This is a genomic window from Terrabacter sp. 2RAF25, assembly GCF_052115265.1.
Classification (GTDB): Bacteria; Actinomycetota; Actinomycetes; order Actinomycetales; family Dermatophilaceae; genus Terrabacter.
On sequence record NZ_JBFRGJ010000015.1, the window covers coordinates 1 to 16,496 of the forward strand.

Here is a 16,496-nt window from a genome sequence, read left to right on the forward strand (position 1 = left end):
GGAACGTGTTCGACCCCCGGGTGATCCGGTGGCGCCTGGACGGTCCGGGCCGGGAGCAGCAGCTGCTCTCGCTCGGTGAGGTGCGCCGGGGGATCGAGCCGGTCGCGGCCGAGCTCGCGGCCGCGCACGCGACCCCGGAGCAGTGCGGGCTGCTGGTCGGCGCGGTGGTGCAGATGGCCGTGCACGCCAAGTCGGGTGACCTCGAGGCGTACCTGCGGGCCGACCAGCTGTTTCACGCGACGCTGCTGGCGGCCTCGGGCAACGAGATGCTCGCAGCCCTCGGAGACGTCGTCGGTGAGGTGCTCGCCGGCCGCACGCACCACGACCTGATGCCGAGCACGCCCAACCCGGTCGCGGTGCGCCTGCACGGCGACGTGGCCGAGGCCGTCCAGTCCGGCGAGGGTGCCGCTGCAGCCGCCGCGATGCAGGCGATCATCGCCGAGGCCAGCGACGCCCTCCGCGACCCAGAGGCGTAGCCGGCGCAAAGTGCCCTCTCGATGGTGGTGGAGGGCCGAGCGTGGCCTCTCGACGGTGGCGGAGGCGCCGAACGTGGCCCCTCGACCGTGGGAGGTGCGTGACGGCATACGCACGGTGCCCACCCGACCGCAGTGGTCGGGTGGGCACCGGGCTGAGCGGGTGAGCCGGGTCAGGCGAGCGAGTCGATGATCTCGTTGAAGGTCTTCGACGGGCGCATCACCGTGGCGACCTTGTCGGCGTCGGGGCGGTAGTAGCCGCCGATGTCGACCGGGTGGCCCTGCGCGTCGACGAGCTCCTGGGAGATCGTGTCGATGTTGTCGGCCAGGGACTTGGCGACCGGGGCGAAGGCCTCGGCCAGCGCCGCGTCGTCGGTCTGCTTCGCGAGCTCCTGCGCCCAGTAGAGGGCCAGCCACACGTGGCTGCCGCGGTTGTCGATCTGGCCGACCTTGCGGGCCGGGCCCTTGTTCTCGTCGAGCAGCGTGCCGGTCGCGCGGTCGAGGGCCGCGCCGAGGACGCGAGCGCGCGCATTGTCCGTGACGTCGGCAAGGTGCTCGAAAGAGACTGCGAGAGCGAGGAACTCGCCCAGGCTGTCCCAGCGCAGGTAGTTCTCCTTGACGAGCTGCTGGACGTGCTTCGGGGCCGAGCCGCCGGCGCCGGTCTCGAAGAGGCCCCCACCGTTGATGAGCGGGACGACCGACAGCATCTTGGCCGAGGTGCCGAGCTCGAGGATCGGGAAGAGGTCGGTGAGGTAGTCGCGCAGCACGTTACCCGTGACCGAGATGGTGTCCTCGCCCTTGCGGATGCGGCCCAGCGAGAAGGCGATCGCGTCGGTCGGCTTGAGGATCTGGATGTCGAGCCCGTCGGTGTCGTGCTCCTTCAGGTACTCCTCCACCTTCGCGATGAGGTTCGCATCGTGTGCGCGGTCGGCGTCGAGCCAGAAGACGGCGGGCGAGCCGGTGGCGCGGGCGCGGGTGACGGCGAGCTTGACCCAGTCGCGGATCGGCACGTCCTTGGTCTGGCAGGCGCGCCAGATGTCGCCGGCCGACACGGCGTGCTCGATGAGCGCGGTGCCGGACCCGTCGACGACGCGGACGGTGCCGTCGGCGGGGATCTCGAAGGTCTTGTCGTGGCTGCCGTACTCCTCGGCGGCCTGCGCCATGAGGCCGACGTTGGGCACCGAGCCCATGGTCGCCGGGTCGTAGGCACCGTTGGCGCGGCAGTCGTCGAGGACGACCTGGTAGATGCCGGCGTACGAGCTGTCGGGCAGCACGGCGAGCGTGTCGGCCTCGTTGCCCTCGGTGTCCCACATGTGCCCGGACGTGCGGATCATCGCCGGCATCGACGCGTCGACGATGACGTCGCTCGGCACGTGCAGGTTGGTGATGCCCTTGTCGGAGTCGACCATGGCGATGGCCGGGCCGCTCTCGAAGCCGCTCTTGACGGCGGCCTCGACCTCGGCGCGCTGGTCGGCGGGCAGGCCCTCGACCGCCTTGAGCACGGCACCGAGGCCGTCGTTGGGGGAGGCGCCGACGGACGCGAGCTCGGCGGCATACGCCTGGAAGACGTCGGGGAAGAAGGCGCGCACGACGTGGCCGAAGATGATCGGGTCGGAGACCTTCATCATCGTGGCCTTGAGGTGGACCGAGAAGAGAACTCCCTCAGCCTTGGCGCGGGCGACCTGCTCGGTGAGGAACTCGCGCAGCTTCGCGACGTCCATGAACGTCGCGTCGACGACCTCACCGGCGAGGACCGGGATCGACTCCTTGAGCACCGTCGTCGTGCCGTCGGCGCCGACGAGCTCGACCCGTAGGGTGTCGTCCGCCTCGATGACGACGGACTTCTCGTTGTGGCGGAAGTCGTGCTCACCCATCGTGGCGACGTTGGTCTTCGAGTCTGCGGACCAGGCACCCATCGAGTGCGGGTGCTTGCGCGCGTAGCTCTTGACCGAGGCAGGTGCACGACGGTCGGAGTTGCCTTCGCGCAGAACGGGGTTCACGGCAGAACCCTTGACCTTGTCGTATGCAGCCCGCGCCGCCTTCTCGTCGTCGGTGGCCGGGTTGTCGGGGTAGTCGGGCAGGTCGTAGCCCGCGGCCTGCAGCTCGGCGATCGCGGCCTTGAGCTGCGGGATCGACGCCGAGATGTTGGGCAGCTTGACGATGTTGGCCTCGGGCGTCTTGGCGAGCTCACCGAGCTCGGCCAAGGCATCGCCGACGCGCTGCTCCGGCTTCAGGGCGTCGGGGAAGCCGGCGATGATGCGACCCGAGAGCGAGATGTCGCGCGTCTCGACCTCGACGCCGGCCTGCTTGGCGAAGGCCGAGACGATGGGCAGCAGCGAGGCCGTGGCCAGGGCGGGCGCCTCGTCCGTGTGCGTGTAGATGATTGTCGAGTCCAACGCGGGTGCTCCGTTCGGGTTGCGGTCGGTGCCCGGATCCGAGAGGCGGATCCTGAAAATAAATCTTGATGTCAAGATAACGGATCGGTCGCGGCCGTGGGGCTGCCGTCCCATCCTGCCGGGGTGGTCTGCGCCACGCCAGCGCTCGCCCGGCCTAGGGTGGAGCGGGTGAACAGCCCCGACAGTGCCGTCGATGCCGCCGTCAATGCCGCCGTCAGTGCCGCCGTCGACGCACCCTCCGCACCCGGTTCGTCGACGGCCCTCGACCCGTCGACGACCCGGCACCTGCACCACCTGCTGGCCACCGAGCAGCGCGGCAGCCGGCTGCCCTCCGTGGCCGCCGGCCTCGTGCGCGGCGGCAGCCTCGTGTGGTCCGACGCGGTCGGCACGCTCGACGGGCGCGAGGGCGGCGAGGCCGCCGATGCCGACACGCAGTACCGCATGGGGTCGATCACCAAGACCTTCGTGGCGGTCGCGGTGATGCGCCTGCGCGACGAGGGACGGCTCGACCTGATGGACCACCTCGACGACCACGTGCCCGGCTCGCGGCTCGGTGGCGCGACGATCGCCCAGCTGCTCTCGCACGGTGGTGGCATCCAGGCCGAGACCAACGGGCCGTGGTGGGAGCGCACGCCAGGAGGGGGCTGGGACGACCTGGCGGAATCGCCTGTGACCCAACGGTTCCGGGCCGGACGCCGGTTCCACTACACGAATGTCGGGTTCGCGGCGCTCGGTGAGCTGGTCGCCCGGACCCACGGTGCCGACTGGTTCGAGGTGGTCCGCCGCGACCTGCTCGAGCCGCTCGGGATGGTGCGCACGACGACGCGGCCCACCGGCAAGGCCGCGCAGGGCCTCGCCGTGCACCCCTTCGCCGACGTGCTGCTGCCCGAGCCCGAGCACGACGCCGGTGCGATGGCCCCGGCCGGCCAGCTGTGGACGACCGTGCAAGACCTCTCGCGCTGGGCGGCCTTCGCCGGCGGCGACACCGGCGAGGTGCTCTCGAAGGACACTCTCGACGAGATGTACGAGCCGCACACCGTCGGCGACAACCCCGGTCTGCCGTGGACCGTCGCCCACGGGCTCGGTTGGCAGGTCTGGAACCTCGAGGGCACCAGGTATGCCGGCCACGGCGGTTCGATGCCCGGCTTCCTCGCGGGGCTGCGCGTCGCCGTCGAGTCCGGTGACGGGGTCGTCGTCATGGCCAACTCGACGGCCGGCATGGGGGCCATCGGACCCGACCTGCTCGCAGCCCTCGTCGAGCGTGAACCGCTCACGCCCGAGCCCTGGCACGCCTCGGGGGACGCGCGTGTGCTCGAGCTCGTCGGCACCTGGCACTGGGGGCCGTCCGTGTCGGTCGCGAGGGCGGTCGGTGACCACCTCGTCCTCGGCGACCCGGGGCAGGGGCGTGGCTCCAGGTTCGCCGCGACGGGCGCCGACGAGTGGGTCGGCCTCGACGGCTACTACACGGGTGAGCCGTTGCGCGTCGTCCGGGCCGAGGACGGCCGCCCGTCGCACCTCGACCTCGCCTCGTTCCGGTTCACCCGCACGCCCTACGACCCCGCCGGCGACGTGCCCGGCGGCGTCGACGATGCCGGCTGGCAGTAGTGTCCCGAACCGAGCTGTCGTCGCCGGCCTGGCCACGGCGCACCAGCCGGCTCGAGCTGCGTCCGCTCACGCTCGACGACAACGCGTTGGCGCTGCTCCGCGACGAGTGGCGCGGATGACGGGCTCATGACAGCCGGATGACGGGCGACTGACGAAGCAGTGAGGGACTTCTGACGGACGCCCGACGTGGTGAGCGAAGTCACGTGCGGACGAATCCGGACGCACTGGGGCGCAAGGGTTTTCGACACCGAAGACCCATAGGCGAAGCACAGGAAAGTCCAGCGCCGAGGACCGTTCGACCCCACTCTTGAGACATCCACTGGTTCACCCCGGGGGACACCGGGGCGGGGTGGCTGACTGCGGGGAGTGGTTGCGGTGGGAGATCGCAGCGGGGCAAAGGCAGGCATGTCGCGGCGCACGTTCGTCAAGGCAGTCGGGGGAGTGGGGATCGGGTTCGCGCTGTATGCGTACCTTCCCGGAGGCGAGCGGGTGGCCGTGGCCCAGGTGCCCGGGGGGACCCTGGACCCGGCCACCATCCCGAAGTTCGTGACTCCGCTCGTCATCCCGCCCGTGATGGCGCGGGCCGGGACGATCAAGCAGGCGGGCGGGCCGCCGGTGGACTACTACGAGATCTCGCAGCGTCAGTTCAGGCAGCAGATCCTGCCCCCGGGCCTTCCGGCCACCGAGGTGTGGGGCTACGGGGCGCTGCGTTCCGACAGCGGGCGGGACGTGCTGCTGCACCACGCGCCGTGCCCGACCATCGAGGCCGAGCACGGCCGGCCGGTGCGGGTGAAGTGGGTCAACGAGCTCGTCGACGGCCGCGGTCGCTACCTCCCGCACCTCTTCACGGTCGACCCCACGCTGCACTGGGCGAACCCGTCGGGCGGGACCACCGGCCGCGACTCCCGACCGGTGTTCAAGAAGACCCCCGGGCCCTACACCGGGCCGGTGCCCATGGTGGTGCACCTGCACGGGGCCGTCGGGGTCGGTGACGAGAGCGACGGGTACCCGGAGGCCTGGTTCCTGCCCGCGGCGACCAACCTTCCCAGCGGGTATGCCGCCCGGGGCACGTGGTACGACTTCTTCGCCGGCAAGGCGAAGGCGGGCTACGGCGCGACGTGGGGACCCGGGTTCGCCGTGTTCCAGTACCCGAACCCCGACCGCGCGTCGACGAAGTGGTTCCACGACCACAGCCTCGGGATGACGAGGGTCAACGTGTACGCCGGTGGCGCGGGGTTCTACAACATCCGGGGCGGACCCGACGGGGACGCGGCGGTGCGCGACCGGCGTACGGGGGCTGCGGCCGTGCTGCCCGGCCCGGCGCCGAAGAGGGGGGACGGGTTCCCGACGACCAAGGCGTACTACGAGATCCCCGTCGTCATCCAGGACCGCGCCTTCAACGCCGACGGCTCGCTCTTCTACCCGGACTCCCGCGAGTTCTTCGACGGCGTGGTGCGCCAGTACATCCCACGTGGCACCTTCTCGCCTTTCTGGAACCCGGAGTTCTTCGGCAACGCGCTCATGGTCAACGGCCGCACCTGGCCCTACCTGGACGTCGAGAAGCGCCGCTACCGCTTCCGGTTCCTCAACGGCTGCCAGTCGCGTTTCCTGATGCTCGACTTCCAGAAGATCCCTGGCGTCAAGGTGACGATGATCGGCAACGAGGGCGGTCTGCTGGCGCTTCCGGTCGACCTCACGGCGAACCACTCCAACCGGCTCCTGATGGCCCTGGCCGAACGTGCCGACGTCATCGTCGACTTCACGGCGGTGCCGGCCGGGCGGTACGTCCTGCGCAACGTGGGCCCGGACGAGCCCTTCGGTGGCGGCGAGCCGAACCTGCCCGACGAGCCGGGGGACTTCGACGTCGCCGACCTCCAGACCACGGGGCAGGTCATGGAGTTCCGGGTGGGGCCCGCCAGGAGTGTTGACCGCTCCACCCCGGGAGAGTTCCTCCAGCTGCCCACCGTGGCTGCGCTGCCGGCCGAGCGTCGGGCCCGCAAGGTGGCCCTCGTCGAGCTCGCCGACGTCGGTTCGGACGCCGCGGGCGCCCAGGTCGAAGGCCCGATCGAGGGTGCTCTCGGGGTGGTCCACGACGGCATGGCGATGGAGCAGGAGTGGATGCACCCGGTGACCGAGAACCCGGGAGTGGGCGACACGGAGGTGTGGGAGATCCACAACACCACTGCTGACGCGCACCCGATCCACCTGCACCAGGTGGCCTTCGAGGTGGTCGAACGGCAGCCGCTGCTCCTGGCCGGCGGGGAGGTCGTCCAGCCCATGCAGGTCGTTGGGGCGGCCACACCTCCGGAGGCCTGGGAGTCGGGTGTCAAGGACACGGTGACGGCCTACCCCGGCCAGGTGACGCGCTTGCGGGCCCACTTCGAGCGGCCCGGCCAGTACGTCTGGCACTGTCACATCCTCGAGCACGAGGACAACGAGATGATGCGGCCCTTCCGCATCGGGCCGGCCCAGCCGGGACAGCCCGGGTGACCGAGCGGCGCCAGGCCTGCTGCCTCGAGCCGTCCGCGCGATGAGCACCTCAAAGCCCTTGAGCAGCAGGCCGAGCCCGCGGGTGAACTCGTCGTCGAAGCGGTCTGGGTGCGCGCCAGCGGCGCGGCCTCGCCTTCGGAGCGGGCGACTGCAGACGTCTGGGCGGCTGCTGGGGTCGAGGGACGGGGAAAGAGGCCGCGCGCCGGAAGGGAGTCCGACGCGCGGCCCCATCCGCCTCGGCCGATTGGGAGGGAGTCGGCCGAGACCCGGAGGCCCACCTGGGGGGTCAGTGGGTCTCCGTGTGGTGTCCGCTTGAGGGGTTTTTTTGGGGGTCTTGACGAGGGTCTTGATGAGGGTCGTGCTGGTCGATCGTGCGGGTCCTGACACAGTGATTGAAAGTCCTGTCAAGACGTTTGTCAAGAGTTTGTACAGGGTTGACTCGACGCGTGGCTCAGTCCACCGAGGCACGGTCGCGCGGCGGGCCGGAGTGTGCCGCTGCGACCTGCGGACGCTGGTCTGCCGGCGTGGGGTGTGGCCGTCGGGGCCACCAGAACCGGTCGCCGAGGACGAGCCCGATCGCCGGCACGAGCAGGGTGCGCACGACGAGCGTGTCGAGCAGGACGCCGATGCAGATGATGACGCCGATCTGGGCGAGCACGACGAGCGGCAGCACCCCGAGCACCGCAAAGACCGCGGCCAGCAGGATGCCGGCGCTCGTGATGACGCCCCCGGTCGCGGCCAGTCCGCGCAGCATGCCGGCCCGCGACCCGTGGTCGCGTGCCTCCTCGCGGGCGCGGGTGACGAGGAAGATGTTGTAGTCGACGCCGAGGGCCACGAGGAAGACGAAGGCGAAGAGCGGCGCACTGTCGTCGAGCGCGGAGAACCCGAAGACCTTCGTGAAGATCCACCACGAGGCACCGACGCTGGCGAGGTAGGTCGCGACGACCGTGGCCACTAGCACGACGGGTGCGAAGACCGAGCGCAGCAGCAGGCCGAGCGCGATGAGCACGAGGGCGAGCACGAGGGGGAAGATGACGAACCGGTCGCGCGACGATGCCTCGGCCTGGTCGAGGGCGACGGCCTCGGTACCGCCGACGTGGGTCTGGGTGATCGGGGCGACGGCAGTCCGGAGGGCCCGCACGGCCCGGGTCGCCTCCTCGGTGCCGGGCGCGGCGCTGATGACGGCGTCGACCTCGGTGACCCCGCCGCCGCTGTCCACGACCCGGGCGCTCGCGACTCCCTCGACGCCGGCAGCTGCCGCGCGCACGCGCTCTCCGTCGCCCGTCGTCACCACGACCGCGGGGTCGGCGCTGCCTGCAGGGAACGACTGGGCGAGCCGCTCGCCGGCCGCGATGGCCTCGGGCTTCTGGAGGAACTGGTCGGACTGCTTGAGCCCGGTGTCGACGGCGAACAGTCCGGCGCCCATGGCGGCGAGCAGCACGAGCGTGACGCCGATGACGCGCTTCGGGCGCGCCGCGACGCGGTCGCCGACCCGGCGCCACAGGGAGTGTCCGTCGGCCAGGGCGTCCTCGCCGACGTGGGGCACCTTGGGCCAGAAGACCCACCGGCCGAAGCAGACGAGCGCTGCGGGCAGGACGAGCAGCACGAACGCTGCGGCAACGATCACCCCGACCGCACAGGCCACGCCGAGCCCGCGCGTGGCGGGGAAGAGTGACAGGGCGAGGGTGAGCAGCCCGACGACCACGGTGACCGCGCTCGAGAGCACGGCCTCGGCCGTGCGCCGCAGGGCGAGCGACATGGCCTCACGCCGGTCCTCGTGGCGGCGCAGCTCGTCGCGGTAGCGGGAGATGAGGAGCAGGGCGTAGTCGGTGCCCGCGCCGAAGACGAGCACCGACAGGATGCCGATCGTCGACTCGTCCCAGACGAGGCCGAAGGCCGAGAGCGCGTGCGTCGAGGCGACTGCCGAGAGGCGGTCTGCGACGCCGACGACGACGAGCGGCACGAGCCACAGCACCGGGCTTCGGTAGGTGATCACGAGGAGCAGGGCTACGACGGACGCCGTGGCGAGGAGCAGGCGCGTGTTCGCGCCGTCGAAGACCTTGGCGAGGTCGGCCTGGACCGCGGCTGGCCCGGTGACCTGCGCCGTGACGCCGTCCGGGAGGCCCTGCCTGGCCGTCGCCCGGATGTCCGCCACGGCCTTCGAGATGTCCGTGGCGCTCTCGGCGGCTACGGGCACGACGGCGAGCGCGGCGCTGCGGTCGTCGCTGCGCTGCAGCGGGATGCGCCCACCGCCCGGCAGCTCGCGTGCCCGCGACTGGACGGCGGCCAGGTCTGCCGCGTTCAGCGTTCCGCCCTCGCGCGTGAACAGCACGACGGCTGTGGAACCCTCGGCCTCGGGGAGCCGGTCGCGCAGCTCTGCCGCCTTGGCGCTGTCGGAGCCGACGGGCAGCTGGTCGACGGACGAGGCGGTGCGCGTCGCCTCGCCGAGGACGCTCGTGACGCCCATGGCACCGGCGAGCGCGAGAATGACGATGGTTATGGCCCACCACCGTCGGACGATGGTGTCGGTCAGACCGCGCACAACAGACCTCCGCGATAAGATGAGTAACTGGGTTACTCAGATGATTACTAAGTTGGTGAGTGAGATTAGCACGAAACGTAGCGCCGCGACAGACGCGCCCCCCGCCGGGGACGGCCGCGCGGTTCCGCTTGGGCGGGGTGCCGATCCCGACGTGCCCGACGTGCCCGACGTTGGGCTCGTCCCGGGCGTGCCGCAGTGGCGCACCACCGGGACGCTCACCGCGCTCCAGGAGCTCGTCGAGGTATCCGAGGCGGTGCCGGCGGTTGTCGCCCGCAAGGCAGGGCTCTCGACCACCGAGCTGCACTCGTTGCGCCACCTCGTGCGCGGTCCCTTGGGACCCGTCGAGATCGGGCGTCTCCTCGGAGTCACGTCGGCCGCCTCGTCAGGCGTCGTCGACCGGCTCGTCTCGCGCGGCCACGCCGAGCGGCGGTCGCACCCCGACGACGGCAGGCGCACCGAGGTCGTCATCACCGACTCCGGCCGCACCGAGGTGCTCGCCTACATGCGGCCCATGTTCGAGGCGCTCGCCGAGCTCGACGCCTCCCTCGACGACCGCGAGCGCGAGGTCGTCGAGCGCTACCTGCTCGGCGCCACGGCGGCCATGCGCAACCTCATGTCCTGATCCGCCCCGGAAGGCGCCAGGCCGCGCCCCAGGTCGCGCGCCAGATCTCGCGCCACGTCGCGCGCCTGCGGTGCCCTGGCGACACGAGCTGCCCGATCTCGCGCCCGAACAGCCCGGCCAATCCGACCAATCCGACCGAGCCCCGACCGAGCCCCGACCGAGCCCCGACCGAGCCCCGACCCGAGGGCGTATGCCGTGAGCCCGTCAGCTGCGCAGGCGAACCGACAGGCAGGTCACGCAGCCCTCGAGCTTCTCGAACTCGGAGATGTCGACCATCGTCACGTCCAGGCCCCGCGCAGCGAGCAGCTGAGCCGTGCGTGGAGCTGCCGCCGACATGAGCACCGACTGTCCGCCGAGCAGCACGACGTGCGCGCCGGCTTCCTCCGGCACGGGGAGGAACTGGGGCCACACGGTCGGGTCGTCGACGAGGGGAAGGTGGCCGATGACCGTGCCGTCGGGCAGCGCCGTCACTGCCGACTTGAGGTGCAGCACCTTCGAGACGGGCACCGGCACGACGTCGACCCGATGGCCGTCGAGCGCCCGGGTCAGCTGCTCGACGCCGGCGAGGTTCGTGCGTCCTCCCACTCCCACCCACACGCGGTGACCGTGCTTGAGCACGTCTCCTCCGTCGAGCGTGCCCGGCCCCTCGATCTCGACCGCTCGGTAGCCGTGCGCCTCGACGGCCTGGCGCACCCCGACCTGCTCGCCCCGTCGCTCGGGCGCCCCGGACCTGCACAGCACCGCCACGTCGCCGTGGACGACGACCTGGTCCTCGATGAAGACGCCGTCGGGACACTCGTCGAGAGGTGGCGCCTCGACCACGGCCCACCCTCGGCGCCGCAGGACGTCGACGTACTCCTGCCACTGGCGTACGGCCAGGCCGGCGTCGACCATCGCCGAGCGCTCGAGGTGCGTCACGATCCCGTCGGCCAGTCGGGGGGAGGGTCGGCGGACGAGCGCGAGGCGACGGTGCACGCGCTCACCCTATGGGTGTGCGGGCGCGCTGCCTCGGGCGGTCAGGAGGCGAGCGTCGGCTTCTCGTCGGAGCGGGCCGTGGGCCACCATCCCTGGGTCTGCGCGGTGTGGGTCAGCTGCTCGCGGTAGGCCGAGCCCGCGGCCCGCACGCACCGCTCGACGTCGTCCTCGCCGATCGACCCGAGCCGCCATCGCAGCACGCGGCGCGCGATGATCGGCTGGTCGCAGAGCGGGCGCAGCACCCCACCCGGCGGGGCCGCGGCGGTCGGCACCGCGAACGACACCGCGCGCCCGGTCACGACCGCGGGCCACAGCGGTCCGAGGTCGTGGGGTCCGTAGGACGACCGCAGCGTGACCCCGAGGGCGCCCAGCACGGAGGCCGTCGCCTCGGAGCCGGGGTCGATCTCCACGGGAGGCAGGATCCAGTCCTCGCCGGCGAGGTCCCTGATGTCGACGCAGCGCTGGGCGGCGAGTGGATGGGTTGCCGACAGCGCGACGAGCAGCGGCTCGCGCTCGACGATGACCCGCCCACCCACCTCGGGACGTTCCTGCGTCCGCGCGGCCGCCAGCGCGATGACGACCGCGACGTCGAGGCGGCCGTCGCTGATGGCCTCGGTCGTCGTGGTGCCGGTGAGCGGTGGCACGGGCAGCAGCGGCCGCCGCATGTCGGTCGCGTAAGCGTGGCTGACGAAGGAGGTGAAGTAGCGCAGCGAGTCGGAGGAGATGCGCAGCGGGCCCTCACCGGACTGGTGGCTGCGGACGTCCTCGCGCAGCAGGGCCACCTCGTTGACGACGGTCCGGGCGCGCGCCGCGACCCGCTCGCCGATGGCCGTGCACGACACGGAGTCGCCGCTCGTGCGGAACAGGGAGCAACCGAGCGCGCGCTCGATCCGGCCCACCTCGGAGCCCAGGGTCGCCGCGGACACGCCGAGGGCGGCCGCGGCCGCAGGCATGCTGCCCTGCTGCGCGACCACCGCGATGACGCGCAGGTGGCGGACCTCGAGCTCCACGGTTCCGAGAGTAGGGCGACCGTCCCGGGACCGCAGCGGGGAACGCGAGCCACGTCACGGCGAGCCCCTTCCTCGACCACGCGCGGACCGGGGCCGTATGCCGTCGCCGGGCCACACGGCATACGGCCTCGTCCTCGGGTGGTCTCGTCTTGAATGGGGTTTGACCCTCACGCGACGTGAGGGGCCACGCTCGGTGTCATGACCGGAAGGACGCAGGAGATGGCCACCTGGACGGTGGGGCAGGTCGCCGACCTCTTCGGCGTGACGGTGCGCACGCTGCACCACTACGACGAGATCGGCCTGCTCACCCCGAGCGAACGCTCACGAGCGGGCTACCGGCTCTACACCGACGCAGACCTCACCCGCCTGCAGCAGGTCGTGGTCTACCGACGACTCGAGCTGCCGCTCGAGGAGATCGCGACCCTGCTCGACGGTGGCGAGGACGCTGCCGACCACCTGCGCCGTCAACGCGCGACGGTCATGACCCGGCTGGACGAGCTGCGCGAGCTCGTCACGGCCATCGACCGAGCACTGGAGAGAGAGATGAGTGACCGACCCGCCACGCCCGAGGACCTGAAGGAGCTCTTCGGCGACGGCTTCAGCGACGAGTACCAGCAGGAGGCGCAGGAGCGCTGGGGCGACACCGGCGCGTGGAAGCAGTCGGCTGCCCGCACCAAGCGCTACACCAAGGCCGACTGGGCGCAGGTGAAGGCCGAGATGGAGGCCGTCAACACGGCCCTCGTCACGGCCCAGCAGTCCGGGCAGCCCGCGACGAGCGAGGCGGCGATGGACGCGGCCGAGCAGCACCGCCTGCACATCCACGACCGCTTCTACGATCTCGACCACACCTTCCACCGCGCGCTCGCCGACATGTACGTCGCCGACCCGCGCTTCACGAAGACGTACGAGGACATCGCGCCCGGTCTGGCGGCATACGTCCGCGACGCGATCCACGCGAACGCCGACCGCCACGCCCAGCCCTGACCCCGACCGTGCGGGCTGACCCCCGGTTCGATGTATCCCGCGATCGCCGGCGATCGCGGGATACATCGAACGGGCGGGGCGGGACGACCGGCTGGCGCTGACCGAAAGGTGAACGCGCCGGGGGAGGAGGCGCTCGCCGCCGTAACCTTGGGGCATGCGAGTAGGTGTCTTCGGTGCAACGGGTCAGGTCGGCGGGGTCATGCGCGCCCTTCTGGAGGAGCGCGACTTCCCGGTGACGCAGGTGCGGTTCTTCGCGTCCGCGCGCTCGGCCGGCACGACGCTCCCGTTCAAGGGCGAGGACGTCACCGTCGAGGACTCCGCGACGGCCGACTTCTCGGGCATCGACATCGCCCTCTTCAGCAACGGCGGCGCCGCCTCCAAGGAGCTCGCCCCCAAGGTGGCCGCCGCGGGCGCGACCGTCATCGACAACTCCAGCGCCTGGCGCAAGGACCCCGAGGTCCCGCTCGTCGTCTCCGAGGTCAACCCTGGCGATCTCGACGACATCCCCAAGGGCATCGTCGCCAACCCGAACTGCACGACGATGGCCGCCATGCCGGCGCTCAAGCCGCTCCACGAGAAGGCCGGTCTCGTGCGGCTGCATGTCAGCAGCTACCAGGCGGTGAGCGGCTCGGGCGGCAAGGGCGTGCAGGAGCTCGACGGCCAGCTGCGCGGCACGTACGCCGCCGGTGACCCAGCCGGGCTCGCCCTCGACGGGCGCGCGGTCGCCGTGCCCGACCCCACCGTGTATGCCGTGCCCGTCGCCTTCAACGTGGTTCCCCTCGCGGGCTCGATCGTCGACGACGGCTCGCTCGAGACCGACGAGGAGCAGAAGTTGCGCAACGAGTCGCGCAAGATCCTGCACCTGCCCGATCTGCGCGTGAGCGGCACCTGCGTGCGGGTGCCCGTCTTCACCGGCCACAGCCTCGCGATCCACGCCGAGTTCAGCGAGGACATCTCGCCGGAGGAGGCGCTCGACCTGCTCAAGAACGCGCCCGGCGTCATCGTCACCGACGTGCCCAACCCGCTCGAGGCCGCGGGCCGCGACGAGGTGTTCGTCGGTCGCGTGCGCGCCGACCAGGCGGCTCCCGAGGGCAAGGGCCTCGTGTTCTTCGTCGTCGGCGACAACCTGCGCAAGGGCGCGGCCCTGAACGCGGTGCAGATCGCCGAGGAGCTCGTCGCCCGCCGCTGACGTCGTCGGCTTCCGGCACCCACGACCACACCCGCAGACTGATCCGCCGACTGATCGCCGAAGGGCATCAAGCGGCAGATCAGACTGCACCTGATGCTGCCAGGGCGACCACCGCTGCCGACTGATCCGCAGACTGATCGCGGCCCGCATCAGTCGGCGGATCAGTCTGCGGTGGCGGCTGTGGTGCGCGGGCGCGCGTGACGGTGGGGTCGCATAGGCTCGGGGCCGTGACGGAGAACCTCGCGGCCGCGACCCACCGAATGGGCACCGCCCCCGGGCTCTTCGTCTGCTTCGAGGGGGGCGACGGAGCGGGCAAGACCACGCAGGTGCGGCTGCTCACTGAGGTGCTCGAGCAGCGGGGTCGCGAGGTCGTCGTCACCCGGCAGCCCGGCGGCACGCCGCTCGGCGCCCAGATCCGCGAGCTGGTGCTGCACGGCGACCACGTCGCGGCGCGGGCCGAGGCGCTGCTCTTCGCCGCCGACAAGGCGCACCACGTCGACCAGCTGATCAAGCCGGCACTGGCCGAGGGCAAGGTCGTCATCACCGACCGCTACGTCGACAGCTCCATCACCTACCAGGGGGCCGGGCGCGAGCTCGGTGCCGACGAGATCACGGCGCTGCAGCACTGGGCCGTCGGTGGGCTGCTGCCCGACCTGACGATCGTCCTCGACGTGTCCCCCCAGGTGGGGCGCGAGCGGCGCGGTGACGTCCACGACCGGCTCGAGTCCGAGGCCGACGCCTTCCACGCCGCTGTCCGCCGCGGCTACCTCGACCTCGCCGCCCAGGACCCCGAGCGCTACCTCGTCCTCGACGCGAGCAAGCCCGTCGAGCACCTCCGGGCCGCTGTGCTCGACGGCGTCGACCGCGTCCTCACGGTGCGCTCGTGACCGTCTGGGCCGACCTCGTCGGCCAGGAGCCGACCATCGAGACCCTGTCGCGCGCCGTCAGCGACGAGTCGGCGATGACGCACGCCTGGGTGTTCACGGGCCCACCGGGGTCGGGCCGATCCACGGCGGCCCGCGCCTTCGCCGCAGCGCTCCAGTGCCCCCAGGGCGGCTGCGGCGAGTGCCGTGAGTGCCGCACCGCCCTCGACGGCAGCCACGCCGACGTCAAGGTCGTCGCGACCGAGGGCCTGTCGATCAAGGTCGCCGAGGCACGCGCGCTCGTGCAGGAGGCGGCACTGCGGCCCTCGGTCGGCCGCTGGCGCATCATCATCATCGAGGACGCCGACCGCCTCACCGCCTACACCGACGCCCCCGCCGACGCCCTCCTCAAGGCGCTCGAGGAGCCGACCCCCCGCACCGTCTGGATGCTCTGCGCGCCCAGCCTCGAGGACGTCATCGTCACGATCCGCTCGCGCTCGCGCCACGTCCGCCTGCGCACCCCGCCCGTCGAGGCGGTGGCCGACCTGCTCCAGCGGCGTGACGGCATCGACCCCGCGATGGCCCTGTATGCCGCCCGCGCCGCGCAGTCGCACGTCGGCCTGGCCCGCCGGCTCGCCCGCGACGAGCAGGCACGCATCCGCCGCCGCGACGTCATCGCCATGGCGACGAAGATCCAGGGCGTCGGTGACGCCATCGGCGCGGCCGCCGACCTCGCCCAGATCGCCGACGAGGAGTCGACGGCCTCAGGCGCCGAGCGTGACGCCGCCGAGCGCGCCCGGCTGATGGAGACCCTCGGGGCCGACCCGACGGCCCGCACCCAGCCGCCCCACATCCGCTCGCAGGTCGCGGCGCTCGAGCGCGAGCAGAAGATGCGGGCCACCCGCTACGGTCGTGACGTCGTCGACCGGGCGCTCGTCGACCTGACGTCCGTCTACCGCGACGCCCTCGTGCTCCGGCTCCACTCCGACGTCGACCTCGTCAACCCCGACGCCATCGACAAGGTGCGCGCCCTGGCCGGCGTCTTCGGGCCCGAGCAGCTGCTCGCCGCCATGGACGCCATCAACGAGGCCCGTGACCGCATCAACGCCAACGTGCCGCCCCTGCTCGCGCTCGAAGCGATGGCCCTGCACCTTCGCGTGCCCCGCGACCTCGGCATCTGACGGGCACGGCGCGCGGCACCCGCGCGGGCCGTGCGAAGTCCGCGCGAAGGCCGCGCGAAGGCCGCGCGAACCAGCCCGACGGCATACGCCATCGAGGCTGTCACCGCAAGCGCTGGCTCGGCTTCGCGGATGCGGCTGGACCCAGCCTGACGCGTTACCGTTTCGG

The 16,496-nt window shown here is 71.8% G+C and carries 12 protein-coding genes; 8 read left to right on the forward strand and 4 right to left on the reverse strand.

Going from position 1 to position 16,496, the window contains the following annotated elements; all coding sequences use genetic code 11:
• Positions 1 to 476: FadR/GntR family transcriptional regulator (locus AB4091_RS21490; RefSeq protein ID WP_442294874.1), on the forward strand; the 476-nt coding region annotated here is incomplete at its 5' end.
• Between the two features lie 170 nt (positions 477 to 646).
• Here the strand turns inward: AB4091_RS21490 and AB4091_RS21495 are convergent.
• A complete protein-coding gene (locus AB4091_RS21495; RefSeq protein WP_442294876.1) occupies positions 647 to 2,869 on the reverse strand; it encodes an NADP-dependent isocitrate dehydrogenase in 2,223 nt (740 codons plus the stop codon).
• A 168-nt stretch (positions 2,870 to 3,037) separates the two neighbouring features.
• On the opposite strand from AB4091_RS21495, the gene AB4091_RS21500 reads away from it, so the two are divergent.
• On the forward strand, positions 3,038 to 4,474 hold the full coding sequence (locus AB4091_RS21500) for a serine hydrolase domain-containing protein (RefSeq protein WP_442294878.1): 1,437 nt from the start codon (positions 3,038 to 3,040) through the stop codon (positions 4,472 to 4,474).
• Positions 4,475 to 4,879: 405 nt separating this feature from the next.
• Entirely contained in the window at positions 4,880 to 6,964 is a 2,085-nt protein-coding gene (locus AB4091_RS21505) for a multicopper oxidase family protein (RefSeq protein WP_442294880.1), read from the forward strand.
• Between the two features lie 451 nt (positions 6,965 to 7,415).
• On the opposite strand, the gene AB4091_RS21510 is transcribed toward AB4091_RS21505, so the two are convergent.
• The gene (locus tag AB4091_RS21510; RefSeq protein WP_442294882.1) at positions 7,416 to 9,506 is read right to left on the reverse strand and encodes an MMPL family transporter; all 2,091 of its coding nucleotides are present in this window, start codon (positions 9,504 to 9,506) and stop codon (positions 7,416 to 7,418) included.
• A 160-nt stretch (positions 9,507 to 9,666) separates the two neighbouring features.
• On the opposite strand from AB4091_RS21510, the gene AB4091_RS21515 reads away from it, so the two are divergent.
• Complete coding sequence (locus AB4091_RS21515) at positions 9,667 to 10,128, forward strand: MarR family winged helix-turn-helix transcriptional regulator (protein WP_442294884.1); 462 nt, start codon at positions 9,667 to 9,669, stop codon at positions 10,126 to 10,128.
• 204 nt (positions 10,129 to 10,332) lie between these two features.
• On the opposite strand, the gene ddaH is transcribed toward AB4091_RS21515, so the two are convergent.
• A complete protein-coding gene (gene ddaH / locus AB4091_RS21520) occupies positions 10,333 to 11,103 on the reverse strand; it encodes a dimethylargininase (protein ID WP_442294886.1) in 771 nt (256 codons plus the stop codon).
• Positions 11,104 to 11,144: 41 nt separating this feature from the next.
• A complete protein-coding gene (locus AB4091_RS21525; RefSeq protein WP_442294888.1) occupies positions 11,145 to 12,113 on the reverse strand; it encodes a LysR substrate-binding domain-containing protein in 969 nt (322 codons plus the stop codon).
• Positions 12,114 to 12,311: 198 nt separating this feature from the next.
• On the opposite strand from AB4091_RS21525, the gene AB4091_RS21530 reads away from it, so the two are divergent.
• From AB4091_RS21530 to AB4091_RS21545, 4 genes are all read left to right on the forward strand, one after another.
• Positions 12,312 to 13,097, forward strand: coding sequence for a MerR family transcriptional regulator (locus tag AB4091_RS21530; RefSeq protein ID WP_442294890.1), 786 nt, complete (start codon positions 12,312 to 12,314; stop codon positions 13,095 to 13,097).
• 154 nt (positions 13,098 to 13,251) lie between these two features.
• The gene (locus AB4091_RS21535; protein WP_442294892.1) at positions 13,252 to 14,286 is read left to right on the forward strand and encodes an aspartate-semialdehyde dehydrogenase; all 1,035 of its coding nucleotides are present in this window, start codon (positions 13,252 to 13,254) and stop codon (positions 14,284 to 14,286) included.
• 227 nt (positions 14,287 to 14,513) lie between these two features.
• Positions 14,514 to 15,173, forward strand: a complete 660-nt coding sequence (gene tmk / locus AB4091_RS21540; protein WP_442294894.1) for a dTMP kinase — start codon at positions 14,514 to 14,516, stop codon at positions 15,171 to 15,173.
• Positions 15,170 to 16,330 (forward strand): DNA polymerase III subunit delta', encoded by a 1,161-nt coding sequence (locus AB4091_RS21545; protein ID WP_442294896.1) that lies wholly within the window; start codon positions 15,170 to 15,172, stop codon positions 16,328 to 16,330. The genes tmk and AB4091_RS21545 overlap by 4 nt, the downstream gene beginning before the upstream one ends.
• Positions 16,331 to 16,496: the final 166 nt, after the last annotated feature.